The organism is Wenyingzhuangia gracilariae (assembly GCF_056387575.1).
Map to the genome: position 1 here is coordinate 828,213 of NZ_CM150748.1, position 24,332 is coordinate 852,544.

The following is a 24,332-nucleotide window of genomic DNA, read 5'->3' on the forward strand; positions in this document are numbered from 1 at the left end:
TCTATTTAAAATTCAAAAGTTAAATCCATAACAATAGGCTCATCATCGTTACCAAAGTAATGCTCTTTATTTCCGTGAGGCCCTGTACTTTCTGAAAAATCAAATTTAGTTCCCATTCCAGGAATGTTCATCACAAAAGAAATATCTCCTTCAGGAAACGTAGGATGTATTTTTTCTTTATGAGCTCCTTTTTTATTGTCTTTAGGTTCTTCTGGCGTTAACATTCTTAAATAGGTATGTGGTGTTCTACAATACACCGTAAATCCATTGTTGTTGTTTCCTTTTACTTTAGACCAATACAAACTAGAGAAAAACCCTTTAAATTCAGGATATACAAACTCATCTTTTCCTCCTGCTTGTCCAGTTACTGTATTGTTGTAATCGTTTTCCCAAACTTGAAAACGTGTTCCTTTGGTTCTGTTTCTCCACACACGGTAAGGACCATCTCCCAACCACTGCATTCCCGCCACTTGGTTTTCTGGGAATGAAAAAGTAATTCCTCTATAGCCTTTTAAATTCCTATACCCTTTAAACTCTACTTTTAAATCTAACAATCCGTTAGCGTGCACTGTCCATTTTATAATATCCGAACGGACTTCTTTTACAGTAGACCATCCTGGAGACCATTTAGATTCTTCAAAAACCACCAATACCTCTACCTTATTTTTTGATGGAGTTACTGTAATATTTTTGATTTTATCTTTTTGGTTTAAAATGATAGGTCCATCTTTTAAAGGAATAATAGTCGTTCCTTTTTTTATTTCTTTTAACATTCCGTTTTCTTTTGAAAAACGATAAGTAAACTCGTCTGTTTTTACCACTATATTCTGAGTATCCTGAGAAGTGGTTAATTTTTTATTTTTTTCTGATGACACAACATTTTGACTCAACTGCTTAGGAGTAGACACAGGATAAGACCAAGTAAACAATTCTTTTCCATATACATCTGTTGCCGTTAAGTGCAATGCATCAAACTGTTGCCAATTTTTAGGTTTATTAACTACAAATTCACCTTTTGCTCCTGGGTCAAGTGCAGGTAATTTCACAACCTCTTGATTCCAAACTTTTGTTTCACCTCCTTTTGGACCTTTAAACGTCATCCACTTTGCAGTTAATATACAGTCCTTTAAATTGGTGTAATGATATCTATTTTCTATTCTAAAAATTCCATTAAAATCTGAGGTAATGTATCGGTTTTCAATATAAATAGGCGACCAAATTTCTTTAATAGTATAATAACTTGCTTCTTTTTCTCCGTAAGGCCCTACAATACCATCTGCAGCTTTGTTTCCTTGCAAATCAATTTCATTATTTTTATCGGTACGCTCAATACCTTCATCGGCAAAATCCCATAAAAAACCACCAGCACTTAAAGGTAAATTCCACATTTTCTCCCAATAATCTTGCAATCCAGATCCATGACCACCATCGTACAAACCGTGTAAAAACTCTGTTGGGAATAGAATTTTTTCTTGTGAGTACGCATCGTTAATTAATGAATGATAATGACTATAATGAATGGTGTTGGTTTTTTTGTAAATACTCCAAGGATGAATTACTTCACGGTTTTGAATATCCCATTTGGCAAAATCTTGATCCACTTCTGGATTCCAACCTTGTTCGTTTCCGTTTGCCCATAATAAAATAGAAGGATGGTTAACATCTCGAACCACCGTTTCTTTTACTATTTTACGAGCCACTTTAGTATCTAACATTGGATTGTGCCACGTACAAATTTCATCAATCACAAACAGACCTAAAGAATCACATACTTCTAAAAAGTGAACATCTGGTGGATAATGAGACATACGAACTGCGTTCATATTCATATCCTTCATCATTTTTACATGCTCTATACTTAGTTTTTTAGAGGTTGTTCTTCCAGAAGCTGGATGAAAAGAATGTCTATTTACTCCTTTGAACTTGATTCGTTTTCCGTTTACATAAATTCCATCACCTTCTAACACCTCTACCGTTCTAAAACCAATACGTTCTATAACTGAGTGTAATAATTTGTCTTTTTTGTCTAATAAATCAATTTTTAATTGGTACAAATTAGGAAATTCAGGAGTCCATGTTTTAATGTGATTTGCTTTGGTTGCAATTCTAAATTTTTCTTTATTTTTTATAAGATGAGTACTCGTTAAGTCTTGAATTTTATTCCCATTAACATCTAACAACGTTAAAACCGCCTTTTCTGCCTTTTTACTATCCAAAAATAAATCTGCTGTAATTTCCCCATTTGCTTTTGCATCAATCGCATAACGATCTATGTTATTTTTAGGTGAAATGGTTAGATAAACAGGACGATAAATTCCCCCAAAAATCCAAAAATCTGCATCACGCTCTGCATGGTTGATAGATTCGTTAGCTGAAGCTTTGTTTACTTTTACTTCTAACAAATTGATTTTACCATACTGTAACAAATCTGTAATAGTGTATTTAAATTCATAAAAAGCACCTTGATGTATTTCTCCTGCCAATTTTCCATTTATTTTCACTTCGGCATCTGTCATCACCCCTTCAAAAACAATTTTAATGTCTTTGTTTTTCCAATTTTTATCAGCAAAAAATGAATGTTTGTACAAACCATATTCATTTACACGATCTTCTACTTTATCAGAACCATAATTATAGGTTCCAAATCCTTGTTGTTCCCAACAAGATGGCACTCCAATTTTAGTCCACTCACCACTTTTTCTTCCATCAGAACAAAAGAAATCCCACTCTATCAAATTGTCTTTATCTGTACCTGATAAGTATTGAATGTTAGTAGTGCTTTTAGAGGTAGGTTTTTGTGCACTTACTATTAGGGTACTCCACAAAACCAAGGCAAAAAATAATCTATTTATCATTTTCAAAATATTTAATCAAATCTTTTAGTTGATTTACAATGTTTGGTATTAAAACTTACAAACAAATCTAACTATTAAGAATATAATTAATAACTTTAACGCATCTTTTACGGTACTTATAACCGTTAAATTTAAAAATAAAACACTCATTTACAAGTAAATGGATTTAAGTAAAGAACAAAAGGATAAAATTGTAGATGCACTTAAAAACAGCGCTACTTTTAAGAAAGCAACCACCTCTGCAGCTCTTTTACACTATTTGTACCAAGCAACTATAAAACAGCACAACTTAAAAGAAAGTGTAATTGACTATGAGTTTTTTGGAAACACCCAAAATAATGATAAAAACAACCCTAGGGTAAGAGTTAATGTATATAATTTAAGAAAAAAGATTAATGCTTATTACGAAAATGAAGGTATTGATGAAACCTGGAGATTAACTATAGACAAAGGACAATACAATATTAGATTTTACAAAACAGCCACTAACCAAAAATGGATAAAGTCTTTAAGCTGGAGAATTGGAATTCCTTATTTTTTATTATTAATTACATCAATAGGATTGTTTTTTTTATTAAGACCTCCTAAAATTCCTCGGTTATGGAAATCTTTTAACAATAAAAACAACACACACTTATACATAGGAGATCATTTTGGACTTACAGGAATTACAAGCACGGGATCACTTGGATGGACGAGAGATTTTAATATTAATTCTAGCAATGAATTCTATACGTTTTTATCTAAAAACCCTAATTTAAAAAACTCTTTAAAACCAGCCAATTATACATACACAACTAAAATGGCTGTTTTGGCTACACAACAATTTCAGCATTTTTTTCAAAAACTCAACCAAACAATTCCCATACGTTTTGCTACAGAAACCACCATTTCTGAAATAAAAGAAGGAAATGCCATTTATATTGGTCCTTTAAAAAATAAAACTCCTTTTAGGTATTTGTTTAACGAAGCAAATCCATATTATAAAATAGAAAACGACAAACTTCTATTTTCCAATCATCCTACATTAAAAGACACTATTATAGAATTAAACACCACTTACGTATCTGAGGAATATGCTATTGTATCAAAATTTAAAAGCATAAAAAGCACAGATGAATTTGTTTTTTTCTCTAACCACGATATAGGTGTGAGTGCTACTGTAGAGTATTTTACAAACAAAGACAGCATTCAAAAATTTACAAAAGACCATTTAAACAATCACAATTATTTTACCGCTGTTTTTAAAGTAAAAGGGCAAAATAGAACCAACACCAACATTAAACTACTCTCTGTTGTTGGCTATTAAAAGTTTTATGTATTTAACCTTATAAAGTTTTAAGCAACAAACATAATTTAATAACTTTCTATAAAATTGGATGATCAAAAATCAACCCATCAAAATTTAAATTCTACAAAAGAATATGATGGTTTAACAAGAAAAAAAAGCGATTAAAAACCTGCTGAAAATTTCAAAAAAAAAGAATTGATGAATTCATATAAGAAACAATTAATACAATGAACGTAATTGCCTCACGAGTTATTAGACAACTCTTTATTTTGATTTTAATTTTTGTAATTGGAACTCTTATTTTTAGTAAAACAATCCCCTATCTTTCAGGAGTTCTTGGAGCTATAACACTTTATGTACTTTTAAAAAAGTATATGATTACTTTGACTAAAAAAAACATAAAAACCAATATAGCTGCACTTCTATTGATGTTTGTATCATTTATAATGATTTTATTACCTATTATGGGTGTATTTCTAATGCTTGGAAATAAAATCAAAAAAGCTTCTGAAAACTCCGAAGAAATTATAGAGAGTTTTAAGGAAAAACTGAATCAGCTAGAAAAGTATATTGGGTATGATTTGGCTTCCACCATCAACACTTCTGAAGTTTCCAAATCACTATCGGAACAATTGCAAAACCTAATTGGAGGAACTTTTACTACAGTAATGGGAATTGCCATTATGTACTTTTTACTGTATTATATGTTAATGAACTACAACAAACTAAACACTTCTATTTACCATTATCTTCCTCTTAAAAAAAAGAATTATCAATTATTAGAAAAAGAGGTTACAGCCATGGTAAAAGCCAATGCTATTGGAATTCCTTTAGTTGCTGTAGCTCAAGGTTTGGTTTCTTTGGTTGGATTTTTAATTTTTAAGACAGAGAATCCTTTCTTTTGGGCAGTTGTAGTAACTGTAGGTTCTATGATTCCGTTTATAGGAAGCATGCTAGGAACCATTCCTGTATTTTTATTAACCTATACCAACGGAGAGGCATTTAATGCTTGGGGAATTTTAGCCTACGGAATAGTTGTAGTAGGTGCTACAGACAATTTGATAAGACTTTTTGTACTTCAAAAATTAGATGACGTACATCCATTAATTACTTTATTTGGTGTAATTATTGGAATTCCGCTATTCGGTTTTATAGGGTTAATTTTTGGACCTTTGCTTGTTAGTTTATTTTTTGTTTTGGTTCGTATATACAAAAATGAATATGGAAATGAAGATCAAACATCTTTACCTTCAGAAACATAAATTTGGTGATAAAAATAGACTTACATTAAAACTAATATAAACCCTTTAGAAGTACCTGCAAAAATGCAAACGTTAGATAAAAAACTCCTAAAAATCATAGAAAGTGATTTATGGATGATAACCATTTTGAAAACTGTTAGAGATTTAAACTTAAATGATTGTTGGATTGGAGCTGGTTTTGTTAGAAACAAAGTTTGGGATATAGAACACGAAAAATCCAGAACCAACCTTAATGATATTGATGTTATATATTTTGACAAATTAAACCCGAGTAAAATATATGACTTGCAAATAGAAAACAAATTAAAAAACATTAATTCTAATCTAAACTGGTCCGTTAAAAATCAGGTAAGAATGCATATTAGAAATGGGCACCACCCCTATACTAATTGCAAACATGCTATTTCTTTTTGGCCTGAAACTGCAACTGCAGTAGCTGTAAGGCTTAATCATAAAAATCAAATTGAATTTATAGCTCCACATGGTTTAGATGATTTGTTTAACCTTATTGTAAGACCAACACCAAAATTTGATTTGACTATTTATAATGATAGAATAAAAAATAAGAGATGGAAAGAGCAATGGAATAAATTAGAAATAGTTTAAACTAAAAAATGAATTCAATTAAAATACAACATCTACTAAATTATTTTGACAAATATTGGACTATTGAAGAATCAACCGTAAGAATTCTTGATGAATGCGTAACTGAAAGAAAGCTTAAAAGAAAAGAAAATATCTTAACAAGAGGAGAAAAATGTAACTTCTTAACTTTTGTGGTTAAGGGCATTTTAAAAACCTATCATATTGACCAAAAAGGAAACCAACACAACCTTCAATTTACTTCCGAAAATAAATGGGTAACAGACTTTAGTAGTTTATATAATAGTATTCCTAGTAAACTTAATATTGAGGCTATAGAACCTTCTATTATTCTACAAATAAAGAAAGAAGACCTTTTTAAATTATATGATAATTCCCCTATGTTCGACAGAAATATGAGGATTATTACAGAGAATGCATTTATTGAACAACAAGAAAGAGTTCTTCAACACATTAGCTCTACTGCTCATGAAAGGTATCTTTATTTTCTAAATAAATATCCTGATTTGTCAAACCGAATTTCAAACATACAAATTGCTTCATACATAGGTGTAACTCCAGAATTTTTAAGTGCTATTAGAAAAAAAACAACTATCTAAAGTTAATTTTCTTAAACTATCTTATTGTTTCACACAAAACAACCTTAGTAGTTTTGCTACTAATAATTAAAATCAAATAATTCAAAAAATGATAGTAGAAATCACCACTTACAAAACAGCTAAAAATGTAACTCACAAAGAGCTTTTAAAAGCTTCAAAAGCATTTAACAAAGACTATTGCTCTAAATGTAAAGGCCTAGTTAGTAGACAATTTTTAAAAACAGAGGATGGTTATATGGATATCTTTGTTTGGAAAAGCAAAGAAGATGTTGAAAGAGTTCAAGAAACATTTATGCAAAACGACCACGCGATGAAATTTGCTAGTTTGACTGACTCAAATAGTTTAACCATGAAAAACTATGAGGTTTTAGAAACTTCCAATTTTAACAATTAAAATGTCACGTTTTCATAAATTGAATTGTCTTAGTACTAAAACATAATAATTAGATTTTGAAAAATTATCACGACATATTGTTTCCATTCGCATATAATATCCTTGGTTCTTCTGAAGATGCAAAAGATACTATTCAAGATATTCTTGTAAAGTACTTGATAATTGACAAAGAGCATATTGAGAATGAAATTGGATATTTAATCAAGTCTGTCATCAATCAATCGATTAATGTAAAAAAGAAGAAAAAAGCAATAGCTACAGATAGTATTTGGCTTCCGGAGCCACTTTCAACCGAAAATGCAGATGACAACATCAATTACAATGAGGTTTTATCTTATTCAATACTTACGCTTCTGGAGAAATTAACAGCAAAAGAACGTGCTGTTTTTATTTTAAAAGTAGCTTTTGATTATTCTCATAAAGAAATTGCTGAAACGATTGGCTTTACAATTGAAAATTCAAGAAAATTATTAAGTAGAGCAAAAATTAAACTGAATAATAGCAAAACAAAAAACAATAGTATTCCCAAAAATGAATCCCAAAAATTGAAGCAATACATTGAAGCAATGCAAAATGGAAACTTGTCTGCTTTAGAAAAACTACTATCTAAAGACATACTACTAGCTGCAGATGGAGGGAAAAACATTAAAGTAGTTAGAGAATTAACAAGCGGTATAACAAACACTTCTAAGCTATTGCTATATGTTTACAAAGCCTTTTTAACTGGTTTAGAGATTAAACACTCCATCATAAATCACCAACCTGCTATTCTATTTTATCAAAATGAGGTACTTAAAAATTGTCAGATATTTGAAATAGAAAAAAATAAGATTGTAAACATCTACTCTATTGTCGATCCAAATAAACTAAAATCACTTTCCTTATAAAATTTGTCACGTTTTGTCTTTTGGTTTTGTCATACTATTGAACATAAATATGCAATAGATGAAAAAATTATTACGAATAGATGCCAGCTTAAGAAAAGAAGGTTCGCACTCAAGACAATTAGCTGATTATTTTGAAAAGAATTGGTTAAAAGCCCATCCTACAGGAAAAGTAATTTATAAAGACTTAACAAAAACTGAAATACCTCACTTGCAAAATGAAACAGTAGAAGCATTCCATATTCCTCTAAAAGAACAGAACAAGATTAACAAACAAGCTACAAGGTTATCTGAAAAACTTATTTCAGAACTAAAATCTGCAGACTACGTACTTATTAGTAGTCCTTTGTATAATTTAAATATCCCATCCACTTTAAAATCGTACTTAGATCACATCATTAGATCTGGACATACATTTAGAGTAAATAAAGATGGTAGTTATCAAGGTTTACTCAAAAACACTAAAGCATATGTAATAACAACTAAAGGCGAAACGTATAAAGGTACAGCAATGGCTTCTTTAGATTTTCAAGAACCATATCTTAAAACAATTTTCGGGTTTATCAATTTAGAACTTAAAGCTATTTTTTCTCTTGAAGGAACAGCTTATCCGGATCTTCTAGAAAAGAATAATAAAATACAACAGGAAAAGATTTTAATGAACTTACAAAATATTTAATCCATGAAACCAGATTATTTTAATGACAAGCTTGAAAATAAAGCTTCTATTATACAGCCCAATGAAGGAGAAAAATTAGAGTTAAGTACCATTGCAATAACATTTAAAGTAACTAGTGAAATGTCTAATGACCAATTAGGTGTTTATGAAATTACGCTTCCGCCAATGGCAATTGGTGCAAAATTGCATTACCACAGATTCATGGACGAAACTTTTATTGTAAACCAAGGAGAATTAACCATGCAAGTTGGCAAAGAAGAATACAAAGCCAAACCAGGAACTGTTGCTTACGTTCCAAGATTTACACCGCACGGATTTAAAAATGATACTGATAAAACCGTGAAATTGACCTTAATTTTTAATCCATCTCAAAAACGAGAAGGGTTTTTTAAAGGTTTATACGAAACCTTAAATGAAGTACCTATTAACCCCGAAAAATATTTAAAACTATACAATAAATATGATAGTTTCCCTGTAGATACTTCTAATATGATACCTGTAAGAAAATAAAAAATTGAAGACTTAGTTTAAACTTAGGTAAATTTACAATATCAACAAAATTGTTGTTTCCCAAAGAAAATTTAAAAACCAGTTTTCTGATAAAAGTATCATCTTAACCAAAACAAGACCAAAGAAAAATGGCAGAAATTACAATCAATAAAAAAACGAGAGATTTTCTTATCAAGTTCTCGAATGACTTTAAAAGAGCTTGTCCCAGTTTCAATGAAGAAACTTTTTTAAATAAAACCATTGATGGAAAATGGGTAAAGCAATCATCAGAAGGCCGATTAAACCACCTCTCAACTTCAATTCATAAATCATTAAATACAGATAATAAATCTGCTGTTTCTAAAATAGTAGATTTGTTATCTCAACTACAAAAAGAAAAAGATTATACCCCTTGGCAATACATGTTTTTACCTGATTATTTGGTTAGATATACTATTGATAATTTTGATTTTTCAATCAATGCTTTTGAAAAAATCACCAAATTTACTAGCTGTGAATTTGCTGTACGTCCATTTATCCTAAAATACTCTGACGAAATGATGGCACAAATGCTAATTTGGTCAAAACACGAAAATTATCACATAAGACGTTTGTCATCAGAAGGCTGTAGACCTAGGCTTCCTTTAGCATTTTATTTACCAGAATTAAAGAAGAACCCAAGTAAAATAATCCCAATTCTTGAAAACCTAAAAAATGACTGTTCCGAATTTGTACGAAAAAGTGTTGCAAACAACTTAAACGATATTTCTAAAGACAATCCTGAAATAGTAATTGAATTAGCTAAGAAATGGAAAGGAAAAACAAAAGAAACAGATTGGATAGTAAAACATGCTTGTCGAGGGCTTCTAAAACAAGGGAATTTAGAAACCATGAAATTATTCGGATTTGGAGAGGTGGACAAAATCAAAATAGATAATTTCAAAACTAATTCGTCAACAGTAAAAATTGGACACGATTTAGAGTTTTCATTTAGTCTAATAAACACAAATAATACAAATTCAAAAATCAGGCTTGAATACGGTCTGTATTATCAAAAAGCAAATGGTACACTATCTAAAAAAGTATTTAAAATAAGTGAGAAAAATTATTTAGCACAGTCAATAACTATAATTAATCGAAAACAATCTTTTAAAACAATCACTACTCGAAAATTTCATACAGGGAAACACCAAGTATCTATTATCATTAATGGAATAGAATTTGAGAAAATAGATTTTAAATTGATTGAGTAAAAAAATAGAGATTTGCTTACTCAAGAAAAAATGAATTTAATAAGCTTATGAGCTATCTATACACGAAAAAGATAATGTATGATTTATATACTATTTTCGTACCTGAGATTTTTGAATTATTATAATGAATTATAAAGAATACATACCATCTAATAATTTAAATTCAATTGTTGATACTATTTGGATTGCAAGAAATGATGGACAAGAAATAGAGTCTAGAATTTTACCAGATGGATGTGTTGATATTATTTTTGAGCTAGACAAACAAATGCAGTTGAACTCTGGAGATGAAATAAGAGTTTCTGGAATGATGACTAAATTTAAAAGAGTAGTTTCAAAGAAAAATGCAGAAACTCTTGGGGTTAGATTTAAAACTGGTCAGTTTAATTCCATCTCGGATGTTCCTCTTTCTGAAATAAAAAACACAGCTATAAATGCATCAAATTTATTTCCTAAACTTAACAGTTCTTTTTTAGAAGAGCTTCTTGAAAAAAAATGTGATTTTGAAAAAGTGCAATTAATTAATAGTTTTTTAACTACTGAAATAAATTGGTCAGCTAAAGATGTAAATAAATTAGAGAATTCGGTTTGTGAATCTATACGTGCTAATTATAAAGAACTAGATTTGAGTTTAATCGCTAAAAATCATTGTATAAGTTTAAGACAATTGGAAAGACGTTTTAAAACGATAGTTGGAGTTACCATGAAGGAGTATCATTCTATAATTCGTTTTAACAAAACAATGAAACATGTTTCTACAAACCCTGATACAAGTTTATTAAATATTGCTTTTGATATGGGATATTTTGACCATTCACACCTAACCAAAGAATTTAATAAAATATCTGGACTAAATCCTTCTGAATTATAACAATGTCGTTTTTTTACAAAGTATAACACTTTGGTTGTTTTTACTTTTGTGAGAAAACAAACAAGATGAGAAAATACTTTTTAATACTTATGTTTATTGGTTCTTCTTATCATATTCATTCACAAACTAAAAACAAAAATATGTCAAAATTAGAATCTCTTACACCCAACATAATGGTTAAAGATGTAAACAAAACACTGTGTTACTATATAGATAAACTAGGCTTTAAATTAATAGATACAAATCCTGAATCAGGTCAATTTGAATGGGGTTATGTTATGTTAGATAATGTGGGAATGATGTTCCAAGAAGAAAAATCATTAAAAACCGAGTATAAAGAAATAGAGCCAATGCATATTGGAGGTGCTTTGACTTTTTACATTAGAATAAATGATATTGATAGTTATTACAATAAGCTAAGCAAAGAAATTAACATCATAAAGCCTATAAATAAAACTTTTTATGATACCAATGAATTTGCTATAATGGACATAAACGGATTTATTTTAACCTTTTCTGAAAGTGCAGAGTAGATATAAATATTACCCTTTTTATTGGACATATATTATATAAAGAAATGATAAAAAAAATATACTTTAAGTTGGTTATACTCTTATTTTCAACTTTATTAAGTTGTAGTAATGATGATAACCCAAAAAATGACACAAATAAAAGTAATGAGAAGATAATTACTAATATTATTTTCGAAGCTTCAAAAAATACTGGGTTGGATATAAATATTACAGGAATAATTAACCAAAATAATAATACTATTCAAGCCACTTTCCCTTTGGGAACAAATATTACCAATCTAACACCAACAATCTCTATTTCTAATTTTGCAACAATATTACCTAGTACAAAAACTGCAATTAATTTAACAACACCTGTAAGATATATAGTTACAGCAGAAAATGAAACTTTAAACCAATATACACTAGAAGCTATATTTACCGACCCTCCTATTTTATCAGATAGAGATATTCTTGAATTATTATATAATTCAAATCCAAATAACAGCTTAAACTGGGATTTAAATGCTGCTACTATGAATAACTGGAGTGGTGTAATAATTAAAGACGGAAAAGTTATAAAACTAGACATTTCTAATAGTAAAATAAATAATATTCCTATTCAAGTTAAAAATTTATCTAAGCTAACCGACTTTAATGCATCATTAAATAGTGGTATTAAAAGTGTACCAGAAGCTATAATTAACTTAGGACTACAATTAAAAAAACTCGATCTTTCTTTTTGCTCTTTAACCAAGCTTCCTACAGAATTAAATAACTTTAAAAATATTGAAAACTTAAACCTTAAAAATAACTTAATAACACAATTACCCAATACAATATCAAATTTACAGAGCTTAACTTATTTAGATATTTCATCAAACTTTTTAATTCAATTACCAAGTGCTATAGGGGCACTAAAAAAAATAGAATTTTTAATACTCGACAATAATCAAATAAACAGTCTTCCTAATGAAATAGGTAATTTAAACACTCTAAAAGGTTTACATCTCAATAAAAATCAATTAGCATTATTACCTTCTACCATTAAGAATTTAAGTGAATTATCTACACTTAAATTAGGGTACAATAATTTGTCTATTATTCATTCATCTATTGGTCTCTTACCTAATTTAAAGACTTTACAACTACAAAACAATCAACTTATAATAATTAATTGTCCTATTTGTTCGCTTCCAAAAATAGAAGAATTACTTCTACAAAACAATCGAATAGTGGTACTACCAATGGAAATAGGCGAATTGAAAACTCTTAAAATCCTTAATATTATAAACAATTCATTTACACATATGTCTCAAGAAATTTGTGACTTAGAATTAACAGGAACAGTCATTGAGAAAAATCAAGATGTAACTTGCTACTAACTCTCTCTCTTATATTAATAATTTATTGTTATGAAATTTGAAAAAATTGCTAAGCAGCTAGCAAATCCATCAGGTCAATTTGGGATAAATATAGCATTAGGAATGAATACAATGAATGCATTTATAAGTAAAAAAACTTATGATTTATTACAAATTAAAGATGCGGAAAGTGTTCTAGAAATTGGATTGGGTAATGGTAAATTCATTGAAAGCGTTTTAGCTTACGGAAATCGTATTTCATATACTGGTATTGATATTTCAGAAATTATGATAACTGAAGCTAAAAAAATTAACAGGCATTTATTAGATACAAATCATATAGATTTATTTGAGGCAGATGTTGAAAAAATGCCTTTTTGGGATGAAACATTTGATAAGATATGCACCATTAACACCATTTATTTTTGGAAAAATCCTATTAAAGCTTTAAACGAAATCTACAGAGTATTAAAACAAAACGGAGTGTTAATTGTTTCATTTAGGCCGTTTATTGAAGGGCAAACACTCGACTTTACTAAATATGGGTTTAAAGAATATAGAGCTGAAGATTTTGAATTGTTAATTAAACAAACAGATTTTAAAATCATTAGAAAAACAGACTACACAGAACCAGAAATAGAGTTTAATAGTCAAAGACATAAATTATTATCTCAATATTTTATTATACAAAAAGTACTACCAATAACTTCTTAAAAGGACACCACAGAATTATTATATTTTTCTTAATAAAAAATCACTAGATCTAATCTCTAAACCAAACAATCAACACAAAATCCCTAAAATTATGAAAAAAATTAGCGCTCTGTTATTTTCTGTCTTATTACTTTTAAGTTGTAATAGCAATGACGACGATAATGTTTCCTCCAATACCGATCTTAAAATTGATTTATCTAGTCAATGGATTATAAACGATAACACAATTACTTGTACTCAAGGAAATGCATTTGGAACATTAAAAATTGAATTTGACATAGACAAACACACAGTAGCTTTATCTGCTTCAAATGGAACCAGTCTTCCTGTAACCGATAGCCATTATTTATTGAAAGGCAACAATTTATCCTTTTAATCCATTATGAAATTAAATTTTAATTGTGAAAACTCTCAACAAAATTTAAAAACCATCACCTTAAACTTTAATGGTCTATATAACGGTACTTCATTTGATGGTAAGTATCAATGGGAAGAAACTTTAAAAAACGACCTATGCGCACAATCAAATGTTTGTAGTGGCAACACTCAGCTATATAGAACTAAATAATTGTAAAAAATTAAATTATTTTTAAACTACACATTACTTACATTTGCTGTGTGAAAAATAAAGTTTTACATATTGTTTTTTTAACGCTTGTCTATTGCTTCACCTTTAGCACAGCACCTAAGTTACTTTCTTTTACAAAGAACAGCAGTACTTGTAGTGTTTTAGAAAAAAAAGACAACCTATTAGAAATTTCTGTAAAACTTTACTGTCCTGTTTTATCTTCAGATAGTATTGTAAATAGTCTTAACAACCTTCCGACTCCAACTTTTAAAAACCATTTTTCTGGGTTTAAGGCTATTCTACAAGCATCGGAACAAATATTTATAACCCAATTTTCTGTAAACACAATATTTTTAAGAACCGTATTGGTTCAATACAGAAAATTAGACCTCCTTTTTCCTTTTCAATATTTTTGGTAATACTTTTTGTTTACACAAGTTTAGTTGATTTCTATTTGATCAAATAGAGAAAACAACACATTTAAAACAATTAGAATACAATCATTTAAACGCTACAAAATGGATATAGAAACTTCCATTACGGTGGCTGTTATACTTGCTATATGTATAACTCCATTTGCACTAATGCACCGTACCAATAAACAAAAGGAAAACAACATGTTAGAATCTTTAAAAACAATGGCAAAAGAATACCATTGTAATATTGACAAACATGAATTCTGCAACAACTATGTAATTGGTTTAGACAGTACTAAAAAATACTTTTTTATGTTTCAGCAACAAAGAGAAACAGCTTTTTTGAAAGCTATAGATTTAACAAAAATTCAAAAATGCGTACTTCTAAAAACTAACAAAAGTAACAATGTACTTATAGAAAAAATAGAAATTGTTTTTACATTTTACGATAAAACTCTAGAAAAACTAGAATTGTATAATGAATTATATGGAGAACTTAGAGGAGAGTTTCAGTTTGCTAAAAAATGGTCTATAGAAATTAATCAAATTATTTCCTAGACAAGAAAAGGCTTTATAAATGTAATTTGTAAAGCCTTTTTTCTGTTTTAATTAATAAGCATCAACATCTATGTTAATTCTAATAGCTCTAAAACGACCTATAGACTCAAACATAACTCTTAATTTTCTAAGATAGTCTTTGGTTGCCACAACCGATTGTTTGGGTGGAATTTTAATAATTAACTGTTTAATGTATTGGTTACGAACTCTAGAAACACTTGGTGCTGTTGGTCCTAACAAATTTTTACCAAAACTGTTTTTTAAAGATTTTCCCATCCACTCAGCACCCTCATTCAGCAAATTAAAATCTTTGTGTTTTAACGTAATTTGAATAATTCTGTAATAAGGCGGATAAAAGAAATTACGTCTATCTGTTATTTGCTCACTATACATTTGCTCGTAACTATTGGTAGATACTTGCTGTAATATTTGATGATAAGGATTGAAAGTCTGAATAAAAACATTTCCTTGTTTTTGGCTTCTACCTGCCCTACCCGATACTTGTGAAAGCATTTGATAACTGCGTTCATGCGCTCTATAATCTGGAAAATTTAACATATTATCTGCATTCAGCACACCTACCAAACTCACGTTTTTAAAATCTAACCCTTTAGATAACATTTGAGTTCCAACTAAAATATCTATTTCTTTGTGTTGAAAAGCTTCTATTATTTTTTGATAGCCATACTTTCCTCGTGTAGTATCTAAATCCAACCTACCAATATTGTGTTCTGGAAAAAGCGTTAACAATTCTTGCTCAATTTGTTCGGTTCCAAAACCTTTACTATTTAAGTCTGTACTACCACAAGCATCACATTGTTTGGGAATTGCTCTGTGATATCCACAATAATGACAGCGTAATTCTTGCTTAAACTTATGCTCTGTTAAACTTACATCGCAATTTGGGCATTGCGGAGTTACACCACAAGTTTCACACTCTACCAAAGGAGCAAAACCTCTTCTATTTTGAAACAAAATAACTTGTTCTCCTAACTCTAAAACTTCTTTTATTTCTTTTAACAACACATCCGAAAAATGCCCTATCATCTGCTTTTTTCTGTGTTTTTCTTTGATATCTATCAGCTGAATTTTAGGCATTTGTACATTCCCAAAACGTCTATTTAACACTACCAATCCATATTTACCTACTTTGGTATTGTAATACGATTCTAAACTTGGAGTTGCAGAACCTAATACAATGTTGGCTTTGTGAATTTTTGTCAATACAATGGCCGCATCTCTGGCATTGTATCTTGGTGCAGGATCAAATTGTTTGTAAGAAGCTTCGTGTTCTTCATCTACAATCACCAATCCTAAGTTTACAAAAGGCAATAAGGTGGCAGAACGGGTTCCTAAAATAATTTTAGCTTTTTCAGAACCTGTTAGAATGTGATTCCATACTTCTGCTCGCTCGTTTTGCGAATATTTAGAATGATACACACTTAAATCATCTCCAAAAAACTTTTGTAAACGGATGATTAATTGCGTAGTTAAAGCTATTTCTGGAACCAAAAACAAAACTTGTTTGCCTGTGGCAATTACTTCTTTAATTAAATGCGCATAGACTTCCGTTTTTCCACTTCCGGTAACTCCATGAAACAAACACACGTCTTTAGTGTTAAAACATGTTTTAATTTGATGAAATGCTTCTTGTTGATGACTACTTAATGCGGGAATTTTCTGACTTGCTTCCTCAAAAACAATACGATCTGTTTGTAATTCGTACCCAACAAATACTCCTTTTTTCTCTAATCCTTTACAAACCGAAGCACTAACCCCCGAAGCTTCTAAAAGTTCTTTCTTTTTTATAGGCAATGTACTTTTAGCTTTCAACATAAAGTAATGCATTACCAAAGTTCTTTGTTTTTCGGAACGAGACAACAAAGCTAACAGTTCTTGTAGCTTTTCTTTATCTTCCCATTCCGTTGCCATTCGAATATAAGCAACCATTTTAGGCTGGTACTGCTCGTAAATTTCTTCTTTTAAACGAACAGCCTCTATATCTATCATGTTTTTAAGAACAGGAAACACCTTTTTTTTAGATAAAATAGTTACTACCTGAGCAATGGTTAACTGAGATTGCTTTTGCAAAGCTTCATAAATTAAATAAGCCTCTGGCGTTAACACATTAGGTTCTTCAAAAGCAGGATTTGCCAATACAATGGTTTCACTCTCTAATAAAAAAACGGACGGAAATGCTGCTCTTAGCACCTCACCTAAAGAGCACATATAATAAGTAGCAATCCACTCCCAATGTTTTAATTGTTCTGTATTTAAAACGGGAGTATCATCTAAAATTTGATAAATATCTTTGGCTTCATAAGCCTGTGGCTCTTCTTCGTGTAGCTTGTAAACAATTCCTGTGTATATTTTGCTTTTTCCAAATGGCACTGCCACTCGCATTCCTATTTTTAAGAAATGATATTCTTCTTTGGTAATACGATAGGTAAATTGTCTTTCCAAAGGAATAGGCAATAACACATCTACAAAATAAGGTTGAAACAACAAGTCTTTAAATTTTTAAGGTATACAAAGAAATAAGTTTTTAAAAGGAGTGCAAAATGTTTATTGCTGAATTATACATGGCAAAACACATTTTTTATTAAATAGTTTATAAAACAAAAACGCATTTAATTTCTCAAATGCGTTTTTTAAGTTTCTCTTTCTTTTTCAATGATTACCTTCTAAAATTAGAAGATGTAAATTCTTAAAATTTCCAATAAGTATACACACCAAGCCCGTAATTAAAGGTTACATCGTTGTCTATTAAATTCTGATTGATGGGCAATTGCGTGTTTACTCCCAAAATTAAATCTTTGGTTTCTAACTGCAATCCTATATTGGCATTGGTCATATAGCCCTTGGTTCTTTCATCTACAATATCAAATCGTTCTGATGCCAAAAAATAATCATAACTCAATCCTGCTATAGGAGCCAAACTTAAATTGTTTCCTACTGGGAATACATATGATGTATTAAGGTTTAGTTGAGTTTGATTTCCGTATTTAAATTCATCCTTATTTTTACCTTTGATAAAATACATAGCACTAGCATGTACAGACCATTGATTTTGATTGTAATTGTATTGCAAAGGCAATAACAAATCCCAACTTCCGGTTCCTAATTGTGCTGCTGATGTTTGATTAAGACTCGAATTTTTTAAATCAAATTCTCCTGTAGGCATTTTTACCCCTGCCCCTATTTTTAAACTATGGTTGCTATCTGTGTGCAATACATTTATCAATCCCATTAAACTGATATCTCCAATACCATTGTTACTAAAATCTCCGGTAGATTTGTATCTATTGTTAAATCGGTAAGGTACTGTTGCGTTAATTTGAATGTAATCTGTTAATTGATATTGTCCTGTAATGCTTGCCGTATTTACATGATCATCTGCTAAGGGAATATTAGGATTGGCATTACTTTGCAGGTATTGAAAATGCATGTAATTATAGGTAAAACCTACATAATTCCCTCCTAGCACATTGGCAAAACTACTACTGTTGCTAGATCCACAACCGCATACATCGCATGCAAATAAGTTGATAGAAACTAAAGTAAATAAGCCAAAAATTAATTTATTCAGGTTTTGCAAAACGTTCGTCATTTATAAATTCGTAATCCGTTAATGTTTCTAAAAAAGCCAATATGGCTGTTTTCTCTTCTTCTGTCATTGGAATTCCCAACGTTTCTTTTTCATTTTCTGTCTGAATCAGTCGTTCGTCCAAATTTTTCATTTTGGTGATTTTAGGGAATGTATCATCGTCATAAAAGTCCAATACCGTTTTTAAGCTCACTATTCTACCATCGTGCATGTATGGAAACGTAACTTTTACATTTCGCAAACTAGGAACTCTAAATTGATAATAATCTTCTCTTTGTTTCAACTCATCTACTGTAGCAAACGGGTTGGGAGAAGTAATTCTGGCTCTACCTGTTTCATTCTCTAAACTAGGATTTTCTCCTATTCCATTGTTGATAAATTCCTGATTGGTAAACAATTCTCCGCTATGACAAGTAGCACATTTTTGCTGAAACAATGCTAATCCTTGTTTTTCTAGCTCTGTAAAATCTCCTCCTGCTTCTCCTCTTACGTATTTATCATATTTTGAGTTAGAAGACACCATGGCTCCCATAAATTGAGACAAAGCACTTAGTATATTTACACTATTGATGGCATTTTCTTTTTGAAATACGTTGGTAAATAACTGTTGATACTCTTGATCTTCTTTTAATTTAGCCACTACATTTTCCATGGTTTCGTCCATTTCTACTTCTTCTGTAATGGGAATTAAAGGTTGATCAAACAATTGATTCTTAGCTCCATCCCAAGTAAAATCATTAAGATAAGCTAAGTTTTGAATAGGTTGAGAATTTCTTGTTCCTGTAACCCCAGCATGGACTCCTTCGCTTAAATTATGTCCGTGGTGCGTAAATGCGTGAGATTGATTGTGGCATTCTGCACAGCTAATGCTATTGTTTAAAGACAATTTGTTATCGTAAAACAACTTACGTCCTAACACAAAACCATTGGTGGTAATATTGTTATGTTCAAAATCATAAGTTGGTTTTGGAAAGTTTGCTGGTTGTTCAAATTTAAGTTCAAACGCTTGGTAACTTTCTTCATTCTTATTACAACCAATTAAAAACAACAATACTGTTATATATGTAAACAAGTATTTCATAATGCTAAAAATAAACTACAAACACAACGCTTAAAACACGAACTGTGTTTGTAGTTAATGTTGTATATGATTAGTGAGAATGGCTATGACCGTCTCCTTCTTCTGAATGATCGTGGTCTTCTTCTACATCTTCTAAATTAATAGCCTCTTCATTGGTGTGTAAATGATCTACTGTTATAATTTTAGAAAAGTTGTCTGCATAATTTGTAGAATTGTCACTATTCCCTCCATGGTCTGATACTCCATCAAAAGGAACGGCAATTCCTGGTGCATCTGGTGTAAATAATTTTTCGATAGCTACTTTTAAATGTACACTTGGAGAAATTTTTGAAGCCACCGTTAAAGTTTGTGGGAATTCTAAATTTACAGTACGAGAACCTATAAAATCATCTCCTTTATTTCCTAAGTGAATAGTTAAGCTTGGGCTTAATGTTGTTTCAGGATTTGTGTTGGTTCCTTCTATTTTAGAAAAAATATAAGGATTAGGATTCCATGTCCATTGCATATCTGCTTCTGCCAATTCCATCAAACGAGTTTGTGCTTCTTGATCTCCTTGAGCAACTTCTTTGGTAACCCCTAATGTAAACGAAAGCTTGTTATAGCTTCCTTCAGGAATTCCTGTTAAGTAGGTTTTTACAATTCCATTCGCATCTGCATGATCTAAATCTACTAACTGAGCTCCTGTATTGTTTGGTATAGAATATTGTGTATCATCTGTAGCAGTTACTACCACATCAGAAATTAAGTATTTAAACTTTGTTAATTTAAATTCTTGGTCTTGATCTTCTTTATCTTTTAATGTTAACAAATCACCTAAAACCAAAGAGTGATCAAATTTAACAACAGCAGAAACATGAGTTCCTTCTAATTTTTTATCATCGATGTTATCATCATCATTGTTACAAGAAAATAAAGTAATAGTAGTTAAGGCTAACAAAGCCATTTTTTTTAAGTTGTTCATTTTGTATTGAATAAATTTTTAATAATAAATAGTTGCATACTTTCTACCCCCATTTAGGAAAGAAGTACAAAAAAGGCATAGCAATGCCACGAATATTTAAAATTTATGCAATAGGTGGTTTTAACACATCTGTACACTTTAAAAAACGATACGTAAATTGATAGTTAAAGCGTGGTGTATTTTGAAGCACACTTAAAAGTGTAATATTTGCTGTTTTTATTTGCTGATAAAATACTGGGAAAAAAGCAGCACTAATATCTATAGCTGCAGGTGAGTCTGCTGCGTTTGATGAAATACCGTTTACTTGTTCTGCCAAATGACACTGCCCATTACATTGTAATTCTGGCTTGTCTTTATTAACACAGTATTTTTCTATAATTTCACTTAAATGAGTTTCATAATACAATACATTCCCTACATAAAATGCGGGTCTTGCAGACAATGCTGTTAAGAGTATTATTAATATGAATTTTTTAAACATTGGTTGCAAATATAAATAGAATAAAAAAATCTAAACGCAATGTTTAGATTTTTTTTATGCTTTCTTAAGAAGTAATTAATTTTCTTGCAGGTTCTAAATGCGGATGCATAAATACAAACCTGTTTAACCATAATTGCAACTCACTTACCTCATGTGGTAATAATCTTTTGGTTGCTTTTTCTAATTCGTTTACAAACAAATCTAGATCAAAACTTACTTTTTCTAGTATGGTTAATGTATACGAATACATTTCTCTCGCCATCTTTTTCTAATTTTTTCCAAATATAATTGATATTATTAATTTAATTTCTATTATATCGTACAAAAATTGTATTTATTGTAAAAACTCAACAATTTTTTGAATTGAGTTAAGTGTTGGATATTCATGAGTATCTATTACATCTTGTGCAACAGTTTCGAACTTCCAAACCGAATGAAAAGGAACATGAATTGCCTTAGCCCCTATGTTTAGTACAGGTAAAATATCAGATTTTAATGAATTTCCTATCATCAAAAAATCTTTAGGAACAATGTTTAAGTGTTTTAAAACTCTTTGGTATCCTTCTGGATTTTTTTCGCTCATCACCTCTACATGATGAAAGTATTTTAACAAACCGGAACGTTCTAATTTTTTTTCTTGATCTAGTAAATCTCCTTTGGTTAAAACTATTAAAGTATATTTTTTAGATAAGGTTTCTAAAACCTCTACAATTCCTGGAAGCAATTCTATAGGCTGAGTAAGCATGTTTTTACCTATTTCTAAAATTTGCTTTGTAATAGTAGCCGGAAGTTTATAATTAGACAATTCTGTGGCACATTGTATCATAGACAAAATACAACTTTTTACTCCGTAGCCATACAGTGGAATGTTTCCTGTAATAACCCTGTAAAGTTCTTGTTGAATTTTATTTTCGGTTTCGTATATAGATAATAGTTTTGCAAACTTGTCTTCGGCTTCTCTAAAATAGGGTTCGTTTACCCAAAGAGTATCGTCTGCATCAAAAGCAATTACCTTGTATTTAGCCATGTTGAATTATTTGTTTTGCTTTTTCTAAATCTTCAGGTACATCTATTCCAATTACTTTAAAAGGTGTTTCAACCATTTTCATTTTCATACCGTGTTCTAAAAAACGAATTCCTTCTAATTTTTCTGTAGCCTCGTTCTGACACATTTTCATTTTAGGAAAGTTTAACAAAGCATATCTTCTAAACGCATAAATTCCAATATGTTTGTAATAGGTAGTTTCTATGCTTTTATCTCTAGGGTGTGGTATTGGAGCTCTAGAAAAATACATCACACACTGGTTGGCATCTAACACAACCTTTACATTGTTTGGGTTTTCTATTTCTTCCCAATCTTCCATAGTATGTACTAAAGAGGCTACTGCTATTTCTCCGTGAATGTCATTTTTAAAAACCTCTATCAAGTCTTGCAAAGGTTCTTTTCTTGTAAAAGGTTCATCTCCTTGAACATTAATTATAATGTCACCAGAAACCATATCAGCAGCTTCTGCAATTCTATCAGAACCACATTCGTGTTCCTTTAGACTCATAATTACATTTCCATTATTTGCTTCTATTTCTGCTTTAATTTCATCGCTATCTGTTACTACATACACCTCATCAAACAAGCCGGTATTTACGGTGGCTTGGTACGTTCTGGTTATTACGGTTGTACCACACAAATCACTTAATAATTTTTTAGGAAATCTGGAAGCCTGCAACCTAGCAGGAATCATAGCAATTACTTTCATAGGGTTTTATTTACCTGAATAAGTTACATAATTTCTTGGGGTTTCGTACAACGTAATGGCCAAGGTTAAATGAGATGGAATATGAGCTCTTAATCTGTTCCAAATATAAATAGAAATATTTTCTGCTGTTGGATTGGTTTCTTTAAACTCAGGAATTTCTAAGTTTAAATTTTTATGATCTAGTGTGTCTTCAACCTCTAATTTTATCAGCCTTTTTAACACCTTTAAATCCATCACAAATCCTGTTTCAGGATCTACTGGACCTGTTACAGAAACTACCAGTTCGTAATTATGTCCGTGATAATTGGGATTGCTACATTTCCCAAAAACCTCAAAATTTTTGGCATCGTTCCAATCGGGTCTAAACAAACGGTGTGCTGCGTTAAAATAAGCAACTCTATGTACAGTTATTTCCATTTATGATTCTTTTTTTGCAACTAAAATATTTCCTAAAACTACATATCCTATTAAAAAGAAAATGATAAAATTGATTCCTATTGATGTTACGTTTTGCAATACCAAATGAATGAAATCTGAATGGTATTTAAACAAGGTATTTACCAGAGTAGCAAATAGAGAAAAAAGAATTCCTACCGCTACTTTTCCTTTTAATTTTTCCATTTTACTGTTGAATAAAATCGTAAAATTTTTCAAAAATAATTAAAAACCATGCGGTGTAACTTTCCGGATGTAATTCCATGTCTTTTTTAACGTCTTCTAAAGTCATCCATTTGTAAGCCTCAGCTTCGTCTGGATTTAAATTTGGCTCATCATTGTACACACCTGTTAGCACATGATCAAATTCATGTTCTGTTAAACCATTGTCAAAAGGAGCTTTGTAAATAAAAGAGCAAACATCTTTCAAATCGGTAGTAAACCCCATTTCCTCTTGCAATCTTCTTTTTCCTGCTTCTACATTGGTTTCGCCTACTTTTTGATGACTACAACATGTATTGGTCCACAACAAAGGAGAGTGATATTTATCTGCAGCACGTTGTTGCAACATTAACTCTCCAGCATCGTTAAAAACAAAAACAGAAAAGGCTCTATGCAACAAAGCTTTTTCATGTGCTTCTATTTTTTCCATTGTTCCAATAGGTTCATCTTGCTCGTTTACAAGTATAACTTGCTCCATA

At 30.3% G+C, this 24,332-nt stretch carries 28 protein-coding genes; 16 read left to right on the forward strand and 12 right to left on the reverse strand.

Translation table 11 applies throughout. The features are described 5' to 3' along the window. Positions 1–5: 5 nt before the first annotated feature. Entirely contained in the window at positions 6–2,855 is a 2,850-nt protein-coding gene (locus tag ACY2IJ_RS03525) for a glycoside hydrolase family 2 protein (protein WP_476725781.1), read from the reverse strand. A gap of 160 nt (positions 2,856–3,015) precedes the next feature. On the opposite strand from ACY2IJ_RS03525, the gene ACY2IJ_RS03530 reads away from it, so the two are divergent. The 16 genes from ACY2IJ_RS03530 to ACY2IJ_RS03605 all read left to right on the forward strand — a co-directional run bounded on the left by ACY2IJ_RS03530 (position 3,016) and on the right by ACY2IJ_RS03605 (position 15,312). After that, complete coding sequence (locus ACY2IJ_RS03530; protein ID WP_476725782.1) at positions 3,016–4,164, forward strand: hypothetical protein; 1,149 nt, start codon at positions 3,016–3,018, stop codon at positions 4,162–4,164. A gap of 251 nt (positions 4,165–4,415) precedes the next feature. Then, positions 4,416–5,408, forward strand: coding sequence for an AI-2E family transporter (locus ACY2IJ_RS03535; RefSeq protein WP_476725783.1), 993 nt, complete (start codon positions 4,416–4,418; stop codon positions 5,406–5,408). 63 nt (positions 5,409–5,471) lie between these two features. Further along, a complete protein-coding gene (locus ACY2IJ_RS03540; RefSeq protein ID WP_476725784.1) occupies positions 5,472–6,014 on the forward strand; it encodes a nucleotidyltransferase family protein in 543 nt (180 codons plus the stop codon). Between the two features lie 8 nt (positions 6,015–6,022). Continuing rightward, on the forward strand, positions 6,023–6,610 hold the full coding sequence (locus ACY2IJ_RS03545) for a Crp/Fnr family transcriptional regulator (protein ID WP_476725785.1): 588 nt from the start codon (positions 6,023–6,025) through the stop codon (positions 6,608–6,610). Between the two features lie 88 nt (positions 6,611–6,698). Beyond that, positions 6,699–7,004 carry a hypothetical protein gene (locus ACY2IJ_RS03550; RefSeq protein WP_476725786.1) on the forward strand — a complete coding sequence of 102 codons (306 nt, stop codon included), beginning with the start codon at positions 6,699–6,701 and terminating at the stop codon, positions 7,002–7,004. 56 nt (positions 7,005–7,060) lie between these two features. Continuing rightward, positions 7,061–7,891: a sigma-70 family RNA polymerase sigma factor gene (locus ACY2IJ_RS03555; RefSeq protein WP_476725787.1), complete on the forward strand. Its 831-nt coding sequence runs from the start codon at positions 7,061–7,063 to the stop codon at positions 7,889–7,891. 58 nt (positions 7,892–7,949) lie between these two features. Then, on the forward strand, positions 7,950–8,567 hold the full coding sequence (locus ACY2IJ_RS03560; RefSeq protein ID WP_476725788.1) for an FMN-dependent NADH-azoreductase: 618 nt from the start codon (positions 7,950–7,952) through the stop codon (positions 8,565–8,567). A 3-nt stretch (positions 8,568–8,570) separates the two neighbouring features. Further along, positions 8,571–9,077 carry a cupin domain-containing protein gene (locus ACY2IJ_RS03565; RefSeq protein WP_476725789.1) on the forward strand — a complete coding sequence of 169 codons (507 nt, stop codon included), beginning with the start codon at positions 8,571–8,573 and terminating at the stop codon, positions 9,075–9,077. 128 nt (positions 9,078–9,205) lie between these two features. Next, positions 9,206–10,309 carry a DNA alkylation repair protein gene (locus ACY2IJ_RS03570; protein ID WP_476725790.1) on the forward strand — a complete coding sequence of 368 codons (1,104 nt, stop codon included), beginning with the start codon at positions 9,206–9,208 and terminating at the stop codon, positions 10,307–10,309. A 124-nt stretch (positions 10,310–10,433) separates the two neighbouring features. Continuing rightward, positions 10,434–11,180 carry a DUF6597 domain-containing transcriptional factor gene (locus ACY2IJ_RS03575; RefSeq protein WP_476725791.1) on the forward strand — a complete coding sequence of 249 codons (747 nt, stop codon included), beginning with the start codon at positions 10,434–10,436 and terminating at the stop codon, positions 11,178–11,180. A gap of 140 nt (positions 11,181–11,320) precedes the next feature. After that, positions 11,321–11,713 carry a VOC family protein gene (locus tag ACY2IJ_RS03580; RefSeq protein ID WP_476725792.1) on the forward strand — a complete coding sequence of 131 codons (393 nt, stop codon included), beginning with the start codon at positions 11,321–11,323 and terminating at the stop codon, positions 11,711–11,713. Between the two features lie 44 nt (positions 11,714–11,757). After that, positions 11,758–13,077: a leucine-rich repeat domain-containing protein gene (locus tag ACY2IJ_RS03585; RefSeq protein ID WP_476725793.1), complete on the forward strand. Its 1,320-nt coding sequence runs from the start codon at positions 11,758–11,760 to the stop codon at positions 13,075–13,077. Positions 13,078–13,107: 30 nt separating this feature from the next. Continuing rightward, positions 13,108–13,770, forward strand: coding sequence for a class I SAM-dependent methyltransferase (locus ACY2IJ_RS03590; RefSeq protein ID WP_476725794.1), 663 nt, complete (start codon positions 13,108–13,110; stop codon positions 13,768–13,770). 91 nt (positions 13,771–13,861) lie between these two features. Continuing rightward, entirely contained in the window at positions 13,862–14,146 is a 285-nt protein-coding gene (locus tag ACY2IJ_RS03595; protein WP_476725795.1) for a hypothetical protein, read from the forward strand. Between the two features lie 242 nt (positions 14,147–14,388). Beyond that, the gene (locus ACY2IJ_RS03600; protein WP_476725796.1) at positions 14,389–14,757 is read left to right on the forward strand and encodes a hypothetical protein; all 369 of its coding nucleotides are present in this window, start codon (positions 14,389–14,391) and stop codon (positions 14,755–14,757) included. A 99-nt stretch (positions 14,758–14,856) separates the two neighbouring features. Continuing rightward, complete coding sequence (locus tag ACY2IJ_RS03605) at positions 14,857–15,312, forward strand: hypothetical protein (RefSeq protein WP_476725797.1); 456 nt, start codon at positions 14,857–14,859, stop codon at positions 15,310–15,312. A gap of 51 nt (positions 15,313–15,363) precedes the next feature. On the opposite strand, the gene priA is transcribed toward ACY2IJ_RS03605, so the two are convergent. The 11 genes from priA to idi all read right to left on the reverse strand — a co-directional run bounded on the left by priA (position 15,364) and on the right by idi (position 24,331). Continuing rightward, entirely contained in the window at positions 15,364–17,820 is a 2,457-nt protein-coding gene (priA, locus tag ACY2IJ_RS03610) for a replication restart helicase PriA (protein ID WP_476725798.1), read from the reverse strand. Between the two features lie 199 nt (positions 17,821–18,019). Beyond that, positions 18,020–18,922 carry a transporter family protein gene (locus ACY2IJ_RS03615; RefSeq protein ID WP_476725799.1) on the reverse strand — a complete coding sequence of 301 codons (903 nt, stop codon included), beginning with the start codon at positions 18,920–18,922 and terminating at the stop codon, positions 18,020–18,022. After that, on the reverse strand, positions 18,894–20,000 hold the full coding sequence (locus ACY2IJ_RS03620; protein ID WP_476725800.1) for a cytochrome-c peroxidase: 1,107 nt from the start codon (positions 19,998–20,000) through the stop codon (positions 18,894–18,896). Before ACY2IJ_RS03620 ends, ACY2IJ_RS03615 begins: the two co-directional genes overlap by 29 nt. A gap of 70 nt (positions 20,001–20,070) precedes the next feature. Further along, the gene (locus tag ACY2IJ_RS03625) at positions 20,071–20,961 is read right to left on the reverse strand and encodes an MbnP family protein (RefSeq protein ID WP_476725801.1); all 891 of its coding nucleotides are present in this window, start codon (positions 20,959–20,961) and stop codon (positions 20,071–20,073) included. A 103-nt stretch (positions 20,962–21,064) separates the two neighbouring features. Beyond that, on the reverse strand, positions 21,065–21,442 hold the full coding sequence (locus ACY2IJ_RS03630; protein WP_476725802.1) for a hypothetical protein: 378 nt from the start codon (positions 21,440–21,442) through the stop codon (positions 21,065–21,067). Positions 21,443–21,506: 64 nt separating this feature from the next. Next, on the reverse strand, positions 21,507–21,704 hold the full coding sequence (locus tag ACY2IJ_RS03635; RefSeq protein ID WP_476725803.1) for a hypothetical protein: 198 nt from the start codon (positions 21,702–21,704) through the stop codon (positions 21,507–21,509). 72 nt (positions 21,705–21,776) lie between these two features. Continuing rightward, positions 21,777–22,469 carry an HAD family hydrolase gene (locus ACY2IJ_RS03640; RefSeq protein WP_476725804.1) on the reverse strand — a complete coding sequence of 231 codons (693 nt, stop codon included), beginning with the start codon at positions 22,467–22,469 and terminating at the stop codon, positions 21,777–21,779. Next, a complete protein-coding gene (gene kdsB / locus ACY2IJ_RS03645; protein WP_476725805.1) occupies positions 22,462–23,196 on the reverse strand; it encodes a 3-deoxy-manno-octulosonate cytidylyltransferase in 735 nt (244 codons plus the stop codon). The genes ACY2IJ_RS03640 and kdsB overlap by 8 nt, the downstream gene beginning before the upstream one ends. Positions 23,197–23,202: 6 nt before the next feature. Beyond that, positions 23,203–23,613, reverse strand: coding sequence for a 6-pyruvoyl trahydropterin synthase family protein (locus tag ACY2IJ_RS03650; RefSeq protein ID WP_476725806.1), 411 nt, complete (start codon positions 23,611–23,613; stop codon positions 23,203–23,205). Continuing rightward, positions 23,614–23,817: a hypothetical protein gene (locus tag ACY2IJ_RS03655; RefSeq protein ID WP_476725807.1), complete on the reverse strand. Its 204-nt coding sequence runs from the start codon at positions 23,815–23,817 to the stop codon at positions 23,614–23,616. Position 23,818: 1 nt separating this feature from the next. Continuing rightward, positions 23,819–24,331, reverse strand: coding sequence for an isopentenyl-diphosphate Delta-isomerase (gene idi, locus ACY2IJ_RS03660; protein WP_476725808.1), 513 nt, complete (start codon positions 24,329–24,331; stop codon positions 23,819–23,821). Position 24,332: the final 1 nt, after the last annotated feature.

Coding starts and splice junctions, on each gene's coding strand:
- ACY2IJ_RS03620 (WP_476725800.1), bottom strand. CDS start 20,000: ATGAAATACTTGTTTACATATATAACAGTATTGTTGTTTTTAATTGGT.
- ACY2IJ_RS03585 (WP_476725793.1), top strand. CDS start 11,758: ATGATAAAAAAAATATACTTTAAGTTGGTTATACTCTTATTTTCAACT.
- ACY2IJ_RS03625 (WP_476725801.1), bottom strand. CDS start 20,961: ATGAACAACTTAAAAAAAATGGCTTTGTTAGCCTTAACTACTATTACT.
- ACY2IJ_RS03595 (WP_476725795.1), top strand. CDS start 13,862: ATGAAAAAAATTAGCGCTCTGTTATTTTCTGTCTTATTACTTTTAAGT.
- ACY2IJ_RS03605 (WP_476725797.1), top strand. CDS start 14,857: ATGGATATAGAAACTTCCATTACGGTGGCTGTTATACTTGCTATATGT.
- ACY2IJ_RS03570 (WP_476725790.1), top strand. CDS start 9,206: ATGGCAGAAATTACAATCAATAAAAAAACGAGAGATTTTCTTATCAAG.
- ACY2IJ_RS03590 (WP_476725794.1), top strand. CDS start 13,108: ATGAAATTTGAAAAAATTGCTAAGCAGCTAGCAAATCCATCAGGTCAA.
- ACY2IJ_RS03550 (WP_476725786.1), top strand. CDS start 6,699: ATGATAGTAGAAATCACCACTTACAAAACAGCTAAAAATGTAACTCAC.
- ACY2IJ_RS03530 (WP_476725782.1), top strand. CDS start 3,016: ATGGATTTAAGTAAAGAACAAAAGGATAAAATTGTAGATGCACTTAAA.
- ACY2IJ_RS03540 (WP_476725784.1), top strand. CDS start 5,472: ATGCAAACGTTAGATAAAAAACTCCTAAAAATCATAGAAAGTGATTTA.
- kdsB (WP_476725805.1), bottom strand. CDS start 23,196: ATGAAAGTAATTGCTATGATTCCTGCTAGGTTGCAGGCTTCCAGATTT.
- ACY2IJ_RS03525 (WP_476725781.1), bottom strand. CDS start 2,855: ATGATAAATAGATTATTTTTTGCCTTGGTTTTGTGGAGTACCCTAATA.
- ACY2IJ_RS03640 (WP_476725804.1), bottom strand. CDS start 22,469: ATGGCTAAATACAAGGTAATTGCTTTTGATGCAGACGATACTCTTTGG.
- ACY2IJ_RS03560 (WP_476725788.1), top strand. CDS start 7,950: ATGAAAAAATTATTACGAATAGATGCCAGCTTAAGAAAAGAAGGTTCG.
- ACY2IJ_RS03635 (WP_476725803.1), bottom strand. CDS start 21,704: ATGGCGAGAGAAATGTATTCGTATACATTAACCATACTAGAAAAAGTA.
- ACY2IJ_RS03655 (WP_476725807.1), bottom strand. CDS start 23,817: ATGGAAAAATTAAAAGGAAAAGTAGCGGTAGGAATTCTTTTTTCTCTA.
- idi (WP_476725808.1), bottom strand. CDS start 24,331: ATGGAGCAAGTTATACTTGTAAACGAGCAAGATGAACCTATTGGAACA.
- ACY2IJ_RS03615 (WP_476725799.1), bottom strand. CDS start 18,922: ATGACGAACGTTTTGCAAAACCTGAATAAATTAATTTTTGGCTTATTT.
- ACY2IJ_RS03575 (WP_476725791.1), top strand. CDS start 10,434: ATGAATTATAAAGAATACATACCATCTAATAATTTAAATTCAATTGTT.
- ACY2IJ_RS03565 (WP_476725789.1), top strand. CDS start 8,571: ATGAAACCAGATTATTTTAATGACAAGCTTGAAAATAAAGCTTCTATT.
- ACY2IJ_RS03580 (WP_476725792.1), top strand. CDS start 11,321: ATGTCAAAATTAGAATCTCTTACACCCAACATAATGGTTAAAGATGTA.
- ACY2IJ_RS03630 (WP_476725802.1), bottom strand. CDS start 21,442: ATGTTTAAAAAATTCATATTAATAATACTCTTAACAGCATTGTCTGCA.
- ACY2IJ_RS03545 (WP_476725785.1), top strand. CDS start 6,023: ATGAATTCAATTAAAATACAACATCTACTAAATTATTTTGACAAATAT.
- ACY2IJ_RS03650 (WP_476725806.1), bottom strand. CDS start 23,613: ATGGAAATAACTGTACATAGAGTTGCTTATTTTAACGCAGCACACCGT.